The following is a 15,705-nucleotide window of genomic DNA, read 5'->3' as shown; positions in this document are numbered from 1 at the left end:
CAGAACAAGGAACCGACCGTGAAGACCATCCAGCACTGGATCAACGGGGCCCCGACCTCCGGCACCTCGACCCGCACCGCACCGGTGTGGGACCCGGCGACCGGGCGGCGGCAGGCCGACGTCCTGCTCGCCGAGCAGGCCGACGTCGACGCCGCCGTCGCGGCCGCGGCGAAGGCCTTCGAGAGCTGGGGCGACTCCTCCCTGACCAAACGCACCCGCGTCCTGTTCTCCCTGCGCGAGCTCCTGGCCAGGCACGAGGACGAGATGGCCCGGATCATCGCCGCCGAACACGGCAAGGTCGTCGACGACGCCAGGGGCGAGATCGTCCGCGGCCGCGAGGTCGTCGAGTACGCCTGCGGCATCATCAGCGCCCTCAAGGGCGGCTACTCCGACCAGATCTCCACCGGGATCGACACCTTCGACTTCCGCCAGCCGCTGGGCGTCGTCGCGGGCATCACCCCGTTCAACTTCCCGATCATGGTGCCGCTGTGGATGCACCCCATCGCCATCGCCTGCGGCAACACCTTCGTCCTCAAGCCCAGCGAGCGCGACCCCTCGGTGTCCGGGTTCGTCGCACGGCTCTACGCCGACGCCGGACTGCCCGACGGCGTGTTCAACGTCGTCAACGGCGACAAGACCGCGGTCGACGCCCTCCTGGACCACCCGGGCGTCGAAGCCGTCTCGTTCGTCGGCTCCACCCCGATCGCCAGGTACGTGCACGAGCGTGCCACCGCCGCTGGCAAGCGCGTCCAGGCCCTGGGCGGCGCCAAGAACCACGCCGTGGTCATGCCCGACGCCGACCTGGAGTTCACCGCCGACCACCTGACCGCCGCCGCGTTCGGCTCCGCCGGGCAGCGCTGCATGGCCATCTCCGCGGCCGTCGCCGTGGGCGAGGCCGCCGACGCCCTGGTGCCGGTGCTCGCCGACAAGGCGAAGGCCATCAGGGTCGGCCCCGGCCGGGACGCCGCCAACGAGATGGGCCCGGTCATCACCGCCCAGGCCCGCGACCGCGTCGCCTCCTTCGTCGGCTCCGGCGAGGAGCAGGGCGCCGTCGTGGTGGTCGACGGCCGCGACCTCAAGGTGCAGGGGCACGAGGAGGGCTTCTTCATCGGCCCGTCGCTGCTCGACAGGGTCACCGCCGACATGGACGTCTACCGCCAGGAGGTCTTCGGACCGCTGCTGGTCGTGGTCCGCGCGGCCGACCTCGACGAGGCCATCGGGATCATCAACGCCAACCCGTACGGCAACGGCACCGCCATCTTCACCGGCGACGGCGAGGCCGCCCGCCGCTTCCAGCGCGGGGTCACCGTCGGGATGATCGGCGTCAACGTGCCGATCCCGGTCCCGATGTCCCACTACTCCTTCGGCGGCTGGAAGGACTCGCTGTTCGGCGGCGACCACATCCACGGCCCCGAGGGCGTGCACTTCTACACCCGGGCCAAGGTCGTCACCAGCCGGTGGCCGCACGTCGACCGCTCGGTCGAGGCCGCCTTCCACTTCCCGACCCACGGCTGAGGGACCCCGGGCCGCGGCACCGTCCGCGCCGCGGCCCGGCCCTGTCCGTTCACCGCTCGACACGTTCTCCGAAACGAGGCAGAAATGACCGACCAACTGGTCCTGGGCTCCGCCCCCGACTCCTGGGGCGTCTGGTTCCCCGAGGACGACCGGCAGACGCCGTGGAACCGCTTCCTCGACGAGCTGTCCGAAGCCGGGTACGAGTGGCTCGAACTGGGCCCCTACGGGTACCTGCCCACCGACCCCGCGCAGCTGGCCGACGAGGTGGGACGGCGCGGGCTCAAGGTCTCCGGCGGCACCGTGTTCGGCAACCTGCACGACCCGGGCGCCTGGGCCGACACCGTCGCCACCGTCCGCAAGGTCGCCGAGCTGACCGCCGCCGTGGGCGCACACCACCTGGTCTTCATCCCGCCGATGTACCGCGACGAGAAGACCGGCGAGTTCAGCGAGTCGCCGACCCTGGACGACGACCAGTGGCGCAACCTGAACCGGTCCGCCGACGAACTCGGCAGGATCCTGCTCAACGACTACGACGTGCGGCTGTGCCTGCACTCGCACGCCGACACCCACGTCCAGACCCAGCCCGAGATCGAACGCTTCCTGGACGGCACCGACCCGGAGCACGTCTCCCTGTGCCTGGACACCGGACACGTCGCCTACGGGGGCGGCGACGCGGTCGACCTCATCCGCCGCTACTCAGAGCGCGTGGACTACGTCCACATCAAGCAGATGGACCCCGAGATCATCCGGCAGGTCCACGAGGAGAAGCTCGGCTTCGGCGAGGCCGTCAAGCGCGGCGTGTGCGTGGAGCCCCCGGCCGGGGAGCCCGCGCCCGCGGCGGTGATCGACGCGCTCCGCGAGGTCGACGCCCGCCTGTTCGTGATCGTCGAACAGGACCTCTACCCCTGCGAGCCGGAGGTCCCGCTGCCCATCGCGGTCCGGACCCGCAAGTACCTCAACGGCTGCGGACTGGGGGCGCGCCACCAGAAGGCCTGACACAGAACGACCACGCTGAGCCGCCGCCGAGCGGTTCCCCGCAAGTCGCGTCCGCCCCTCGTGACCGCCACCACCGCATACGAGTGAATCCCCCTGACCGACAAGAGGTCCCATCATGAAGCGCAACATCAGCTACACGGCTCTGATCGCCGGTGCCGCGGGCCTGGTCCTGGCCGCATCGGCGTGCAGCTCCGAGGGCGGCCGTGAGACGGCCGAGGAAGGCGTCGAGACCCCGGAGCTCACCATCGCGATGATCACCCACGAAGTCCAGGGCGACACGTTCTGGGACATCATCCGCGCGGGCGCCGAGGACGCCGCCGCCAAGAGCAATATCACCCTGGAGTACGCCGCCGACCCCGAGGCCGGCGAACAGGCCGCCCTCGTCCAGAACGCGGTCGACCGCGGGGTGGACGGCATCGCCGTCACCCTGTCCAAGCCGGACGCGATGGAGGGCGCCGTCGCCGCCGCCCGGGAGGCCGGCATCCCGGTGGTCGCGTTCAACGCCGGGATCGAGGACTGGGTCGACATGGGCGTCCAGCAGTACTTCGGCACGGACGAGCACCTGGCGGGGACCGCCTTCGGCGAACGACTCAACGAGGTCGGCGCCCAGAAGGCCCTGTGCGTCATCCAGGAGCAGGGGCACGTCGCCCTGGAGACCCGCTGCGCCTCCCTGGGCGAGGCCTTCGAGGGCGAGTCCGAGGTGCTCTACGTCGACAGCGCCAACATGCCCGAGGTGCGCTCCAGTATCTCCGCCAAGCTCCAGACCGACGACGAGGTCGACTACGTCGTCACGCTGGGCGCCCCGATCGCCATGACCGCGATCGACGCCGTCGACGACGCGGGCAGCGACGCCGCCATCGCCACCTTCGACACCAACAGCGAACTGGTCGGGGTGCTCCAGGACGGCGTCGTCGAGTGGGCCGTCGACCAGCAGCCCTACCTCCAGGGCTACCTGGCGGTCGACTCCCTGTGGCTGTACAACACCAACGGCAACACCTCCGGCGGCGGCACCGAGCCCGTCCTGACCGGGCCGGCGTTCATCGACGAGACCAACGTCGACCAGGTCGCCGAGTACGCCGAGCGGGGGACGCGGTGACCATGAGCAGGACCCTCGAACCCACGGCGCCCGGGAGCGGCTCGGAGAAGACCCTCCGGGTGGCCCAGCGGTCGGCGCTGCGCAAGTTCATGACCAGGCCGGAGGTCGGCTCCCTGGTCGGCGCGGTCATCGTCTTCAGCGTCTTCTTCACCATCGCCGACCCGTTCCGCACCGGTGCCGCGCTGGCGACGATCCTGTACGCGAGCTCCACCATCGGCATCATGGCCGTGGCCGTGGCCCTGCTGATGATCGGCGGCGAGTTCGACCTCTCCGCCGGTGTCGCGGTGATCGCCTCCGGGCTCACGGCCTCCATGTTCGCCTGGTACTTCTCGGTGAACGTGTGGGTCGGCGCGGCGGCCGCCCTGGTGGTCTCGCTCACCATCGGGTTCCTCAACGGGTGGCTCCTCGTCCGTACCAAACTGCCCAGCTTCCTGGTGACGCTGGCGATGTTCCTGATGCTCCAGGGCCTCAACATCGCCATCACCAAGCTGGTCACCGGGCAGGTGTCCACCACGAACATCTCCGACATGGACGGCTTCGAGTCGGCCCGGGCGGTCTTCGCCTCCAGCTTCTCCGTCATGGGGGTCGACGTCCGGATCACCGTCGTGTGGTGGATGGTGTTCGTCGGCCTGGCCACCTGGGTGCTGATGCGGACCAGGGTCGGGAACTGGATCTACGCGGTCGGCGGGAACCAGGAGAGCGCCCGGGCGGTCGGCGTGCCGGTCGCCAAGGTCAAGATCGGCCTGTTCATGACGGTCGGGTTCTTCGCCTGGTTCTCCGGGATGCACCTGCTCTTCATGTTCAACACGGTGCAGTCCGGCGAGGGCGTCGGCAACGAGCTGCTCTACATCATGGCCGCCGTGGTCGGCGGGTGCCTGCTCACCGGAGGCTACGGGACCGTGGTCGGCGCGGCCATCGGCGCCTTCATCTACGGAATGACCCGCCAGGGCATCGTCTACGCGGGCTGGGACAACAACTGGGTGTTCTTCTTCGTCGGGGCGATGCTGCTGCTGGCGGTCGTCGTCAACGGCTGGGTCCGCACCCAAGCGAACAAGAGGTGACCGAGGTGAGCACGATGACGAGTGCGAAGGCGACACCGCAGGCGTCCGCCGGCGCAGGAGCCCAGACCGCCCCGCTGCTCGAACTGGACGGGATCGGCAAGAGCTTCGGCAACATCAGGGCGCTGACCGACATCGGTCTGAAGGTCGGCGCGGGCGAGGTCACCTGCATCCTCGGCGACAACGGCGCGGGCAAGTCCACGCTGATCAAGATCATCGCCGGGCTGTACCGGCCCACCGCGGGCCGCTACCTGGTGGACGGCGGGGAGGTGGACTTCTCCTCCCCGCGCCACGCACTGGACCGGGGCATCGCCACCGTCTACCAGGACCTGGCGATCGTGCCGCTGATGCCGGTGTGGCGCAACTTCTTCCTCGGCTCCGAACTGCGCAGGGGGGTCGGGCCGTTCCGGATGCTCGACGCCGCGCGGATGCGCCGCATCGCGGATGAGGAGCTGAAGAAGATGGGCATCGACCTGCCCGACATCGACGCACCCGTGGGCAACCTGTCCGGCGGACAGCGCCAGGTCGTGGCGATCGCCCGCGCGGTGTACTTCGGCGCCCGCGTCCTGATCCTGGACGAGCCCACGGCGGCGCTGGGCGTCAAGCAGTCCGGCGTGGTCCTGAAGTACATCAACGCGGCTCGCGACGCGGGACTGGGGGTCATCTTCATCACGCACAACCCGCACCACGCGTTCCTGGTCGGCGACCACTTCGTGATCATCAAGCTCGGCCGGATGGAGCTGGACCGGCCCCGCGCCGAGCTGACCCTGGACGACCTCACCCACCACATGGCGGGCGGGGCCGAGCTGGACGCGCTCCAGCACGAGCTCAAGCGCGGCGGGGCGCCGGAGGTCGCGCCGCTGCACGACGCCGGGGACGAGGGCCCCGACGTCCGGCGGCTCTGACCGGCACACGGATACGACCAAGAGAGGAGACGGGCGCGATGACCGTCAAGGTAGGAGTGATCGGCACCGGCTGGATCGGGGCCGAGCACATCCGGAGGATCACCACCTCGATCGGTGGTGCCGAGGTGGTCGCGGCGACCGACATCGACGCCGCCCGGGCCGCCCTGGCGGTCGAGGGCACCGGCGCGCGCGTACTGGCCGACGGTGCGGAGGTGATCGCGGCCGACGACGTCGACGCGGTCGTGGTCACCTCCTGGGGGCCGGCGCACGCCGAGTCGGTGCTCGCCGCGATCGCGGCGGGCAAGCCGGTCTTCTGCGAGAAACCGCTGGCCACCACCGCGGAGGACGCCCAGCGCATCCTCGACGCCGAGCAACGGCACGGCTCGCGGCTGGTCCAGGTCGGCTTCATGCGGCGCTTCGACCCCGGCTACGTGCAGATGAAGGAGGCCGTGGCCACGGGCGCCATCGGCGCCCCGCTGATGGCGCACTGCGTCCACCGCAACCCGACGGTGCCCGAGACCTACCGGTCGGAGATGGCCGCCCAGGACACCGCCGTGCACGAGATCGACGTGATGCGCTGGCTGCTGGACGACGAGATCTCCGCCGTCCAGGTCATCACCCCGCGCCCGACCGCCAACCGCTTCGAGCACCTGCGCGATCCGCAGTTCATGCTCTTCGAGATGGCCGGCGGGGCACGGGTGGACCTGGAGGTGTTCGTCAACTGCCGGTACGGCTACGAGATCGGCTGCGAGATCGTGGGCGAGGAGGGCACGGTCCGGCTCCCGGAGGTCCCCGGCGCGGTCCTGCGCAACTCCGGTCGGCAGAGCACCCCCGTCCTCCAGGACTGGACGAAGCGGTTCGCCGCCGCCTTCGACGCCGAGTTCGAGGCGTGGGTCCGGGAGGTCGCCGCGGGGACGCCGACCACCGGGCCCAACGCCTGGGACGGCTACGCCGCCGCGGTCGTCACCGACGCGGCCGTGCGGTCGCTGCACTCGGGGGAGGTCGTCCAGACCGGCATCAAGGAACGGCCGGCCTTCTACGCCTGAGAGGAGCACGCGCACAGATGAAGATCGCGATCGACCCGTACATGTTCCGCCACCTGCCGATGGCCGAGATGGTGCGGACCGTGGCGGACCTGGGCTACTCGTACATCGAGCTGTCCCCGCGCGCCGAGTTCATGCCGTTCTTCCTGCACCCCCGGGCCGACGGCGCGCGGGTGGCCGAGCTGAAGTCGGTGCTGCGCGAGACCGGTGTGGAGCTGTCCTCGATCCTGCCGCTGTACAAGTGGTCCAGCCCCGACGAGGAGGAGCGCCGCGACGCCGTCCGCTACTGGAAGAGGATGATCGAGGTGGCCGTCGAACTCGGCGTCACCCTGATGAACTCCGAGTTCAACGGCCGCCCGGAGCAGGCGGCCCGGAGCGAGGGGGCGTTCTGGCGCTCCATGGAGGAGCTGCTGCCGGTCTTCGAGCGCGAGGGGATCGCCCTCGACCTGGAGGCCCACCCGGACGACTTCTGCGAGGAGAACGGTCCCGCCGTGGACCTGGTCCGGGCGATCGACCGGCCGTGGGTGAACTACCTGTACTGCGCACCGCACACCTTCCACCTGTCGGGCTCCGGGCCCGGCGCGGACGTCCGCGCGATGATGGAGTACGCGGGCGACAAGCTCCGGCACGTCCACATCGCCGACACCTTCGACCACAGGGGATCGTCGGGACTGCGGTACATCCTCAACCCGCCCGGCACGCCCGCGCGCGTCCACCAGCACCTGGACATCGGCCAGGGCGAGGTGCCGTGGGACGAATTCTTCCAGACCCTGCGCGACCTGGACTTCGACGGCGTGGCCACGGTGTGCGTGTTCGCCTGGGAGGAGAGGGCGCGCGAGTCCTCGGAGTTCATGCTCGACCGGGTCACCGGGGAGCTGGTGGCCTGACCCGGGACACCGGGGCGTCGATTCGGCGGCGCACCGCCGCCAGGGGCGCGACGGCCCCGGTGGGGCGCCGTGATCGGAACACCTCCCGACCGCGGCGCCCTTTCGCGTGTCCTCGGAGTTCATGCTCGACCGGGTCGCCGGGGAGCTGGTGGCCTGACCCGGGACACCGGGGCGTCGATTCGGCGGCGCACCGCCGCCAGGGGCGCGACGGCCCCGGTGGGGCGCCGTGATCGGGACACCTCCCGACCGCGGCGCCCTTTCGCGTGTCCTCGGAGTTCATGCTCGACCGGGTCGCCGGGGAGCTGGTGGCCTGACCTGGGACACCGGGGCGTCGATTCGGCGGCGCACCGCCGCCAGGGGCGCGACGGCCCCGGTGGGGCGCCGTGATCGGGACACCTCCCGACCGCGGCGCCCTTTCGCGTGTCCGCAGGCGGGACCACGGCGCCCGCGTTCCCCGGCGCACGGCCTTGACGGGGATCCGGTGGCGGGGTTACGGTCTCCTCAGTTGTTCGCTTTGAGAACAACAGTTCGCTATACGAACGGAAGGTCCTTCATGATCGCGCCACTGGACGAGGCGATCGCCGAGCTCGTCCACGACGGCGACACGGTCGCCCTGGAGGGGTTCACCCACCTCATCCCCGTCGAGGCCGGGCACGAGATCATCCGCCAGGGGCTGCGCCACCTCACCCTGGTCCGGATGACCCCCGACATCGTCTACGACCGGATGATCGGCGCCGGCTGCGCCCGCAAGCTCGTGTTCTCCTGGGGCGGCAACCCCGGGGTCGGCTCCCTGCACCGGTTCCGCGACGCCGTCACCACCGGCTGGCCCGTCCCCCTGGAGGTCGAGGAGCACAGCCACGCCGGCATGGCCAACCGCTACCTCGCGGGCGCCTCCGGCCTGCCCTTCGCGGTGCTGCGCGGCTACAGCGGGACCGACCTGGTCGGGCACAACCCCCACATCAAGACCATCACCTGCCCCTTCACCGGGCAGGAACTGGCCGCCGTCCCCGCCCTCAACCCCGACGTGACGGTCATCCACGCCCAGCGCGCCGACCGCGCCGGCAACGTCCAGCTGTGGGGCATCATCGGCATCCAGAAGGAGGCCGCCCTGGCCGCCGACCGGGTCCTGGTCACCGTCGAGGAGGTCGTCGACACCCTCGAACCCGTCCCCGGGCAGGTCGTCCTCCCCGCCCGGGTGGTCGACCGCGTCAGCGTCGTCCCCGGCGGCGCCGCCCCCTCCTACGCGCACGGCTACTACGAACGCGACAACGAGGCCTACAAGTCCTGGGACGCCGTCGGCCGCGACCGCGAGGCCTTCACCCGCTGGCTGGCCGACCTCACCGCCGCCGCGCCCGCCGCCACCCTCGAAGGGACCGCCCCGTGACCACCGCGACCCGGACCTTCGACTGGACCTCCGACGAGATCATGACCGTGGCCGCGGCCCGCGCCCTGGGCGACGGCATGTCCTGCTTCGTCGGCATCGGCCTGCCCAGCACCGCCGCCAACCTGGCCCGCCGCACCCACGCCCCCGACCTGTGGATGATCTACGAGTCCGGCACCCTGGGCACCGTCCCCGCCCACCTGCCGCTGTCCATCGGCGACGGTGTGCTGGCCGAGAGCGCCGACGCGGTCGTCTCCGTGCCCGAGGTGTTCAACCTCTGGCTCCAGGCCGGGCGCATCGACGTCGGCTTCCTGGGCGCCGCCCAGCTCGACCGGTACGCCAACATCAACACCACCGTCATCGGCGACTACGCCGACCCCGAGGTGCGACTGCCCGGGGCGGGCGGCGCCCCCGAGATCGCCGCCTCCTGCGGCGAGGTCGTCATCATCGTCCGGCACAGCGCACGCGCGTTCGTTGACCGGGTCGACTTCGTCACCTCCGTCGGCCACGGCCGCGGCCCCGGCGACCGCGAGCGCCTGGGCCTGCGCGGCCGGGGCCCCACCCGGGTCATCACCGACCTGGGCGTCCTGGAACCCGACCCCGACACCCGCGAACTGGTCCTCACCGGCGTACACCCCGGCGTGACCGTCGACGAGGTCCGCGCCGCCACCGGCTGGGACCTGAAGGTCGTCGAAACCCCGGCCGTCACCCCCGAGCCCACCGCCGCCGAGCTCTCGGTGCTGCGCTCCCTGACCGGACCGGAGGCACGGCGATGACCGACGTCCACATCCTCGACGCGGTGCGCACCCCCTTCGGCCGCTACGGCGGCGCCCTGTCCGCGGTGCGCCCCGACGACCTGGCCGCCCACGTGGTCGGCGCCCTCGTCGAACGCACCCCCGCCCTGGAGGGCGGAGCCGTCGACGAGGTCGTCCTGGGCAACGCCAACGGCGCCGGCGAGGAGAACCGCAACGTCGCCCGCATGGCCGCCCTGCTCGCCGGACTGCCCACCACCGTCCCCGGCGCCACCGTCAACCGCCTGTGCGGATCGGGCATGGAGGCGGCGATCCAGGCCGCCCGCGCCGTCCAGACCGGCGACGCCCGCCTGGTCCTGGCCGGGGGAGTGGAATCCATGAGCCGCGCCCCCTGGGTGCTGCCCAAACCCGCCAAGGGCTTCCCCGCCGCCGACGCCGCCCTGCACTCCACCACCCTGGGCTGGCGCATGGTCAACCCGCGCATGCCCGCGCGGTGGACCGTGTCGCTGGGCGAGGCCACCGAAGGACTCGCCGCCGCCCACGGCATCGACCGCGCCGACCAGGACGCCTTCGCACTGGCCAGCCACACCAGGGCCGCCCGGGCCTGGGAACAGGGCGTGTTCGACGCCGAGATCGTCCAGGTACCCGGCGCCGAACTCGACCGCGACGAGTCCATCCGCGCCACCTCCGCCGAAAAGCTCGCCGCCCTCAAACCCTCCTTCCGGCCGGAGGGCACCATCACCGCGGGCAACGCCTCCCCCCTCAACGACGGCGCCGCCGCCCTGCTCATCGGCGACACCGCCGCCGCCGACGCCCTGGGCGTGCGGCCGCTGGCCCGCATCGCCGGACGCGGCGCGGCCGGGGTCGACCCCGACGTGTTCGGGATCGGCCCGGTCCGCGCCGCCGAGATCGCCCTGGACCGCGCCGGGATCGGCTGGGACGATCTGTCCATCGTGGAACTGAACGAGGCGTTCGCCGCCCAGTCCCTGGCCTGCATCCGCTCCTGGAAGGAACTGGACCCGGCCATCGTCAACCCCAACGGCGGCGCCCTCGCCATCGGCCACCCCCTGGGCGCCTCCGGCGCCCGCATCCTGGGCACCCTCGCCCACCAGCTGCGCCGCCGCGGCGGCGGCTGGGGCCTGGCCGCCCTGTGCATCGGCGTCGGCCAAGGGCTGGCCGTCGTCCTGCACGCCGACTGACCGAACCGTCCGCACACCCCGGAAGGCCCGTACCCATGACCGACACCCTGCTGGCGGACGGCCGCTGGTCGTCACGCATCCACACCGACGGCTGGCGGCCCGCACCCGCGACCCGCACCGTCACCGCACCCGCCACCGGCGAGGCCCTGGGCGAGATCGGCCTGGCCACCGCCGCCGACGTCGCCGAGGCCGCCGAACGCGCCGACGGCGCCCGCCGCGCGTGGGCCGCCCGCACCCCCGCCGAACGCGCCGCCGTGCTGCGCCGCGCTGGCGACCTGTTCGAGCGGCACGCCGAGGAGATCCAGGGCTGGATCGTCAAGGAGGCCGGGAGCATCCCGCCCAAGGCCGCCACGGAGACGACCATCGCCGCCGCCGAGTGCCACGAGGCGGCCGCCCTGCCCACCCACCCGCACGGCGACGTCCTCACCTCCAACGACGACCACTGGTCGTTCGCCCGCCGCCGCCCGGCCGGGGTGGTGAGCGTCATCGCCCCGTTCAACTTCCCGCTGATCCTGGCGATCCGCTCGGTCGCGCCCGCCCTGGCCCTGGGCAACGCCGTCCTGCTCAAGCCCGACCCGCGCACCACCGTCTCGGGCGGGGTGTCCATCGTCCGCGTCTTCGAGGAGGCCGGGCTGCCCGCCGGGGTGCTCCAGCTGCTGCCCGGCGGCGCCGACGTGGGCGAGGCCGTCGTGACCGCGCCCGCGGTGCGCGTGGTGTCCTTCACCGGCTCCACCCCGGCCGGCCGCAAGGTGGGCGAGGCCGCCGCCCGCCACCTCAAGCGCGCCCACCTGGAACTGGGCGGCAACAACGCCCAGGTCGTGCTGCCCGGGGCCGACCTGGCCAGGGCCGTTTCCGCCGGGGCCACGGGGTCGTTCCTGCACCAGGGGCAGATCTGCATGAGCACCGGCCGCCACCTGGTCCACGAGTCCCTGTACGAGGAGTACGTGGCGGCGCTGGCCGAGAAGGCCGACCACCTGCCGGTCGGCGACCCGGCCGCCGAAGCGGTCGCCCTGGGGCCGATCATCGACCGGGGCCAGCTGGAGCGGGTGGACGGCATCGTCGCCGCCACCGTCGAGGCGGGCGGCAAGGTCGCCGCCGGGGGCACCTTCGAGGGGCTGTTCTACCGGCCGACCGTGCTGCGCGACCTCACCCCGGACATGCCCGCCTGGCGGGAGGAGCTGTTCGGGCCGGTCGCCCCGGTGCTGTCGTTCGCCACCCCCGACGAGGCCGTCGCACTGGTCAACGCATCCGAGTACGCGCTGTCGGTCAGTCTGCTGGGCGAGGTCGGCGAGGCGATGCGGATCGCCGACCGCATTGACACCGGCAAGCTGCACATCAACGAGCACACCGTCGCCGACGAGGCCAACGCCCCGTTCGGCGGGTGGCGCGACTCCGGCACCGGCTCCCGGTTCGGCGGAGCGCAGGCCAACATCGAGGCGTTCACCGAGACCCAGTGGCTCACCGTCCGCCCCGACATCCCCGACTACCCCTTCTGACCGGCTGACCGCACCCGCGTACGGGCTGCACCGCACCCGCGGTGCGGCCCGCGCCGGTCAGGGCAGGAGACCGGCCCGGCGGGCGGCCACGACGGTCTCCATCCGGGTGTGGGTGCCGAGCTTGCGCATCGCGCCGCGCAGGTAGCTTTTGACGGTCTCCGCGCCCACGCCCAGGCGGCGGCCCACCTCGGCGTTGCCACAGCCCACGGCCACCAGCGCGAGGACGTCCGCCTCCCGCGGCGCCAACGCCGGGGCCGGGCCCCGCCCGGGGGCCGGGCCGGTCAGCCGGTCGCACACACCGCGCAGCCGGTCGCGCAACTCCGGGTCGGACACCTCCTGGGCGATCGCCCGCAGCTCGGCGTGCGCCTCGCGCAGCCGCTCCCATTCGGGCCCCGTGTGCGGATCTCGGGCCGCGCGGGTGATCTCGGCGGTCTCCACCCCGGCCACCCGGCGCTCCACCTCCGCCCGCACCGCCAGTTCGGCGGCCAGCCGGGACGCCGAACGCTCCAGCGCCGCCACCGTGCGCGTACCGATCGGCAGGGGTTCGCGCACCCCGCCGTACAGCAGCGCCGCCACCGAACCCTCCACCACCACCGGGACCGCGGCGACCGCGCGCAGTCCCTCGGCGCCCACCGGCGCGTCGTACTCGTGGCTGATGCGCCGGTCGGCGACGTAGTCGTCCACGCTGCCCGGCCGGGTGGTGACCAGCACCCGCCCGCCCAGACCGCTGCCGCCCCGGATCACCAGCCCCCGCAGGGCGTCGGTGCGCGCCCCTGCGAGCTCGGTCAGCCGCACCGCGGCCCGCCCCGGCGCCGCCGTGCCGCCGAACAGCACGGGCAGGCCGGTGGCGTGCCGTGCCCGGCCCAGGGCGGCGCGGACGAGCGCGGATGGCCGGGGGGCCAGGGAGCCGGACGGGAGATGCGCGAGGGCCATCGGATCCTCCTGGGGCCACCGGGAGCGGCCGGTGCGGGCGGACGCCCCGTCGACACGGGGTGCGGTCGGTACCTCCCGCCGCACGGACGGCGGCCGGAACGGAACTGTGACCAGGATTACACACCACTCCCCGCGGGGGACCACCCCCGAAAGGGGGTGGCGGGCCTTCGGTGACGTGCCCGATGCTCTGCCCCATGGGCGACACACGACTCTCCTACGCGTCCGGGACCTCCGACACCCCACTGCTGGGCGACACCATCGGCGAGAACCTGGCGCGCACCGCGGCCCGTCACCCCGACCGCGAAGCGCTGGTCGAGACCGAGACCGGCCGCCGCTGGACCTACGCCGAGTTCGACGCGGCCGTCGACGCGGTGGCGCGGGGCCTGCTGGCCCGCGGCATCGCCAAGGGCGACCGGGTCGGCATCTGGTCCCCCAACAACGCCGAATGGGTCCTCACCCAGTACGCCACCGCGCGCATCGGCGCGGTCCTGACCAACGTCAACCCCGCCTACCGCTCCCACGAACTCGACTACGTGGTCCGCCAGTCCGGTATGCGGCTCATGATCGCCGCCACCGCGCACAAGACCAGCGACTACCGGGCGATGCTCGCCGAGATCGGGTTCGCGGAGACGGTGTTCATCGGCACCCCCGACTGGGACGCCCTGGTGGAGGCCGGACACGCCACCGACCCCGGCGCCCTGGCCGCCCGCGCCGCCGAGCTGTCCTGCGACGATCCCGTCGACATCCAGTACACGTCGGGCACCACCGGGTTCCCCAAGGGTGCGACCCTGTCCCACCACAACATCCTCAACAACGGCTACTTCGTCGCCGAGGGCTTGGGCTATACCGAGCACGACCGGGTGTGCCTGCCCGTTCCGCTCTACCATTGTTTCGGCATGGTCATGGGCAACCTGGCGGCCACCTCCCACGGGGCGTGCATCGTGCTGCCCTCCGCCGCGTTCGACCCGGCGGCCGCGCTGCGCACCGTCCAGGACGAGCGCTGCACCTCGCTGTACGGGGTGCCGACCATGTTCATCGCCGAACTCGACCACCCCGACTTCGCCCGCTACGACCTGTCCACCCTGCGCACCGGCATCATGGCGGGCTCGCCCTGCCCGGTCGAGGTCATGAAGCGGGTCGTCGGCGACATGCACATGGCCGAGGTCGCCATCTGCTACGGCATGACCGAGACCTCGCCGGTGTCCACCATGACCCGCCGCGACGACGACCTGCGCCGCCGTACCGAGACCGTCGGCCGGGTCATGCCGCACCTGGAGGTGAAGGTCGTCCGCCCCGGCACCACGGTCACCGCCCCGCGCGGCGAGGCGGGGGAGCTGTGCACCCGCGGGTACTCGGTGATGCTCGGCTACTGGGGTGAACCCGGCAAGACCGCCGAGGCCGTCGACCCCGCCCGCTGGATGCACACCGGCGACCTGGCCGTCATGGACGACGAGGGCTACGTCGACATCGTCGGCCGGATCAAGGACATGGTCATCCGCGGCGGCGAGAACATCTACCCCCGCGAGGTCGAGGAGTACCTGTACACCCACCCCGACATCGCGGACGTGCAGGTCATCGGCGTCCCCGACCCCAAGTACGGCGAGGAGCCGATGGCCTGGGTGATCATGCGACCGGGAGCCGAACCGCTCACCGCCGCCGCCCTGGCCGCGTTCTGCGAGGGGCGGCTGGCCCACTACAAGATCCCGCGCCGGGTCCACGTGGTCGACGCGTTCCCGATGACCGTCACCGGCAAGGTCCGCAAGGTGGAGATGCGCCGGGCCGCCGTGGACCTGCTCGGACTGCACGGCCGGGGGTGACCCCGGCCGGGGCGGGGCGCTCGAAAGCGGGGAGCGCCCCGCCCCGGTGTCCACCGGGCCGGGTCAGCCGGAGTGCAGGACCTCGGCGTGGCGCATCTCGCGGACGCCGGTGATGAGGCCGAAGAATCCGGCGGCGGCCGGGTCGGCGGGCATCTCCTCCGCGGCCCGTTCGGCCGCCTCCCGCGAGGCCCACAGGATGACGTCGCCGACGCTGCCGTCGTCGAAGCGCACCAGGTGGGCGTTCACGAACTCCGACCCGTAGCGCTCCCGCAGCCGCTCCACGAGCGCGTCGCGCGCGGCGGTCAGGGCCTCGGCGTCGTCGGTGTCGAAGTGGACGTACTCCAGTGTCATGGCGGACCCTCCCGTCCCGGACATCATCATGTCACGGGTTTTGTTGTCTGAAACCGTGATGCGAAGGTATCACGGATTCATGGGAGTGAATCCGGTAGCTTGGGTCCATGACGCTGCGCGAGTTCGACGACATGCCGTGGATCGGCCACGAGCACCCCGTCCTGGACCTGACCAACACCGTGGTCGTGGGCGCCGGCCCGGGCCGCGGCGACGTCGACCTCCTCGCCGACCCGGCCCTGACCGCCGTCTGGCGCGCGCGCCTGGGCGACCGCGGCC

General features: G+C 72.3%; 14 protein-coding genes. 12 read left to right on the top strand and 2 right to left on the bottom strand.

Going from position 1 to position 15,705, the window contains the following annotated elements:
* Nucleotides 1-18 precede the first annotated feature (18 nt).
* The 11 genes from QJS33_RS22590 (at nucleotide 19) to QJS33_RS22540 (ending at nucleotide 12,328) form a co-directional block, all read left to right on the top strand.
* Entirely contained in the window at nucleotides 19-1,515 is a 1,497-nt protein-coding gene (locus tag QJS33_RS22590; protein WP_306370048.1) for a CoA-acylating methylmalonate-semialdehyde dehydrogenase, read from the top strand.
* 84 nt (nucleotides 1,516-1,599) lie between these two features.
* Nucleotides 1,600-2,511, top strand: a complete 912-nt coding sequence (locus QJS33_RS22585; RefSeq protein WP_306370047.1) for a TIM barrel protein — start codon at nucleotides 1,600-1,602, stop codon at nucleotides 2,509-2,511.
* Between the two features lie 115 nt (nucleotides 2,512-2,626).
* Nucleotides 2,627-3,607 (top strand): substrate-binding domain-containing protein, encoded by a 981-nt coding sequence (locus QJS33_RS22580; protein WP_306370046.1) that lies wholly within the window; start codon nucleotides 2,627-2,629, stop codon nucleotides 3,605-3,607.
* A gap of 2 nt (nucleotides 3,608-3,609) precedes the next feature.
* Nucleotides 3,610-4,668 carry an ABC transporter permease gene (locus QJS33_RS22575; protein ID WP_306370045.1) on the top strand — a complete coding sequence of 353 codons (1,059 nt, stop codon included), beginning with the start codon at nucleotides 3,610-3,612 and terminating at the stop codon, nucleotides 4,666-4,668.
* Nucleotides 4,669-4,682: 14 nt separating this feature from the next.
* Entirely contained in the window at nucleotides 4,683-5,570 is an 888-nt protein-coding gene (locus tag QJS33_RS22570; protein ID WP_306370044.1) for an ATP-binding cassette domain-containing protein, read from the top strand.
* Between the two features lie 38 nt (nucleotides 5,571-5,608).
* The gene (locus QJS33_RS22565) at nucleotides 5,609-6,616 is read left to right on the top strand and encodes a Gfo/Idh/MocA family protein (protein WP_306370043.1); all 1,008 of its coding nucleotides are present in this window, start codon (nucleotides 5,609-5,611) and stop codon (nucleotides 6,614-6,616) included.
* A 17-nt stretch (nucleotides 6,617-6,633) separates the two neighbouring features.
* Nucleotides 6,634-7,500, top strand: coding sequence for a sugar phosphate isomerase/epimerase (locus QJS33_RS22560; protein WP_306370042.1), 867 nt, complete (start codon nucleotides 6,634-6,636; stop codon nucleotides 7,498-7,500).
* A 553-nt stretch (nucleotides 7,501-8,053) separates the two neighbouring features.
* Entirely contained in the window at nucleotides 8,054-8,884 is an 831-nt protein-coding gene (locus QJS33_RS22555; RefSeq protein ID WP_306370041.1) for a CoA transferase subunit A, read from the top strand.
* A gap of 41 nt (nucleotides 8,885-8,925) precedes the next feature.
* Nucleotides 8,926-9,657, top strand: coding sequence for a CoA-transferase subunit beta (locus tag QJS33_RS22550; protein WP_306370071.1), 732 nt, complete (start codon nucleotides 8,926-8,928; stop codon nucleotides 9,655-9,657).
* Nucleotides 9,654-10,832: a thiolase family protein gene (locus QJS33_RS22545; RefSeq protein WP_306370040.1), complete on the top strand. Its 1,179-nt coding sequence runs from the start codon at nucleotides 9,654-9,656 to the stop codon at nucleotides 10,830-10,832. Before QJS33_RS22550 ends, QJS33_RS22545 begins: the two co-directional genes overlap by 4 nt.
* Before the next feature lie 35 nt (nucleotides 10,833-10,867).
* Nucleotides 10,868-12,328, top strand: coding sequence for a benzaldehyde dehydrogenase (locus QJS33_RS22540; protein ID WP_306370039.1), 1,461 nt, complete (start codon nucleotides 10,868-10,870; stop codon nucleotides 12,326-12,328).
* A gap of 57 nt (nucleotides 12,329-12,385) precedes the next feature.
* Here QJS33_RS22540 and QJS33_RS22535 read toward each other — a convergent pair whose 3' ends face one another.
* Nucleotides 12,386-13,261, bottom strand: coding sequence for a helix-turn-helix transcriptional regulator (locus QJS33_RS22535; RefSeq protein ID WP_306370038.1), 876 nt, complete (start codon nucleotides 13,259-13,261; stop codon nucleotides 12,386-12,388).
* Between the two features lie 194 nt (nucleotides 13,262-13,455).
* Here QJS33_RS22535 and QJS33_RS22530 point away from each other — a divergent pair, with 194 nt between their 5' ends.
* Nucleotides 13,456-15,078 carry an AMP-binding protein gene (locus QJS33_RS22530; protein ID WP_306370037.1) on the top strand — a complete coding sequence of 541 codons (1,623 nt, stop codon included), beginning with the start codon at nucleotides 13,456-13,458 and terminating at the stop codon, nucleotides 15,076-15,078.
* Between the two features lie 63 nt (nucleotides 15,079-15,141).
* Here the strand turns inward: QJS33_RS22530 and QJS33_RS22525 are convergent, their stop codons facing one another.
* Nucleotides 15,142-15,429, bottom strand: a complete 288-nt coding sequence (locus tag QJS33_RS22525) for a hypothetical protein (RefSeq protein WP_306370036.1) — start codon at nucleotides 15,427-15,429, stop codon at nucleotides 15,142-15,144.
* Between the last annotated feature and the right edge of the window lie 276 nt (nucleotides 15,430-15,705).

It is taken from the genome of Nocardiopsis sp. CC223A (assembly GCF_030766825.1).
In the GTDB taxonomy this organism is placed as follows: Bacteria; Actinomycetota; Actinomycetes; order Streptosporangiales; family Streptosporangiaceae; genus Nocardiopsis.
Note: the sequence above shows the minus strand (reverse complement) of the source record. Positions and strands in the feature narration are given on the sequence as shown.

Coding starts and splice junctions, on each gene's coding strand:
- QJS33_RS22560 (WP_306370042.1), top strand. CDS start 6,634: ATGAAGATCGCGATCGACCCGTACATGTTCCGCCACCTGCCGATGGCC.
- QJS33_RS22565 (WP_306370043.1), top strand. CDS start 5,609: ATGACCGTCAAGGTAGGAGTGATCGGCACCGGCTGGATCGGGGCCGAG.
- QJS33_RS22550 (WP_306370071.1), top strand. CDS start 8,926: ATGACCGTGGCCGCGGCCCGCGCCCTGGGCGACGGCATGTCCTGCTTC.
- QJS33_RS22585 (WP_306370047.1), top strand. CDS start 1,600: ATGACCGACCAACTGGTCCTGGGCTCCGCCCCCGACTCCTGGGGCGTC.
- QJS33_RS22555 (WP_306370041.1), top strand. CDS start 8,054: ATGATCGCGCCACTGGACGAGGCGATCGCCGAGCTCGTCCACGACGGC.
- QJS33_RS22580 (WP_306370046.1), top strand. CDS start 2,627: ATGAAGCGCAACATCAGCTACACGGCTCTGATCGCCGGTGCCGCGGGC.
- QJS33_RS22575 (WP_306370045.1), top strand. CDS start 3,610: ATGAGCAGGACCCTCGAACCCACGGCGCCCGGGAGCGGCTCGGAGAAG.
- QJS33_RS22525 (WP_306370036.1), bottom strand. CDS start 15,429: ATGACACTGGAGTACGTCCACTTCGACACCGACGACGCCGAGGCCCTG.
- QJS33_RS22540 (WP_306370039.1), top strand. CDS start 10,868: ATGACCGACACCCTGCTGGCGGACGGCCGCTGGTCGTCACGCATCCAC.
- QJS33_RS22530 (WP_306370037.1), top strand. CDS start 13,456: ATGGGCGACACACGACTCTCCTACGCGTCCGGGACCTCCGACACCCCA.
- QJS33_RS22570 (WP_306370044.1), top strand. CDS start 4,683: ATGACGAGTGCGAAGGCGACACCGCAGGCGTCCGCCGGCGCAGGAGCC.
- QJS33_RS22545 (WP_306370040.1), top strand. CDS start 9,654: ATGACCGACGTCCACATCCTCGACGCGGTGCGCACCCCCTTCGGCCGC.
- QJS33_RS22535 (WP_306370038.1), bottom strand. CDS start 13,261: ATGGCCCTCGCGCATCTCCCGTCCGGCTCCCTGGCCCCCCGGCCATCC.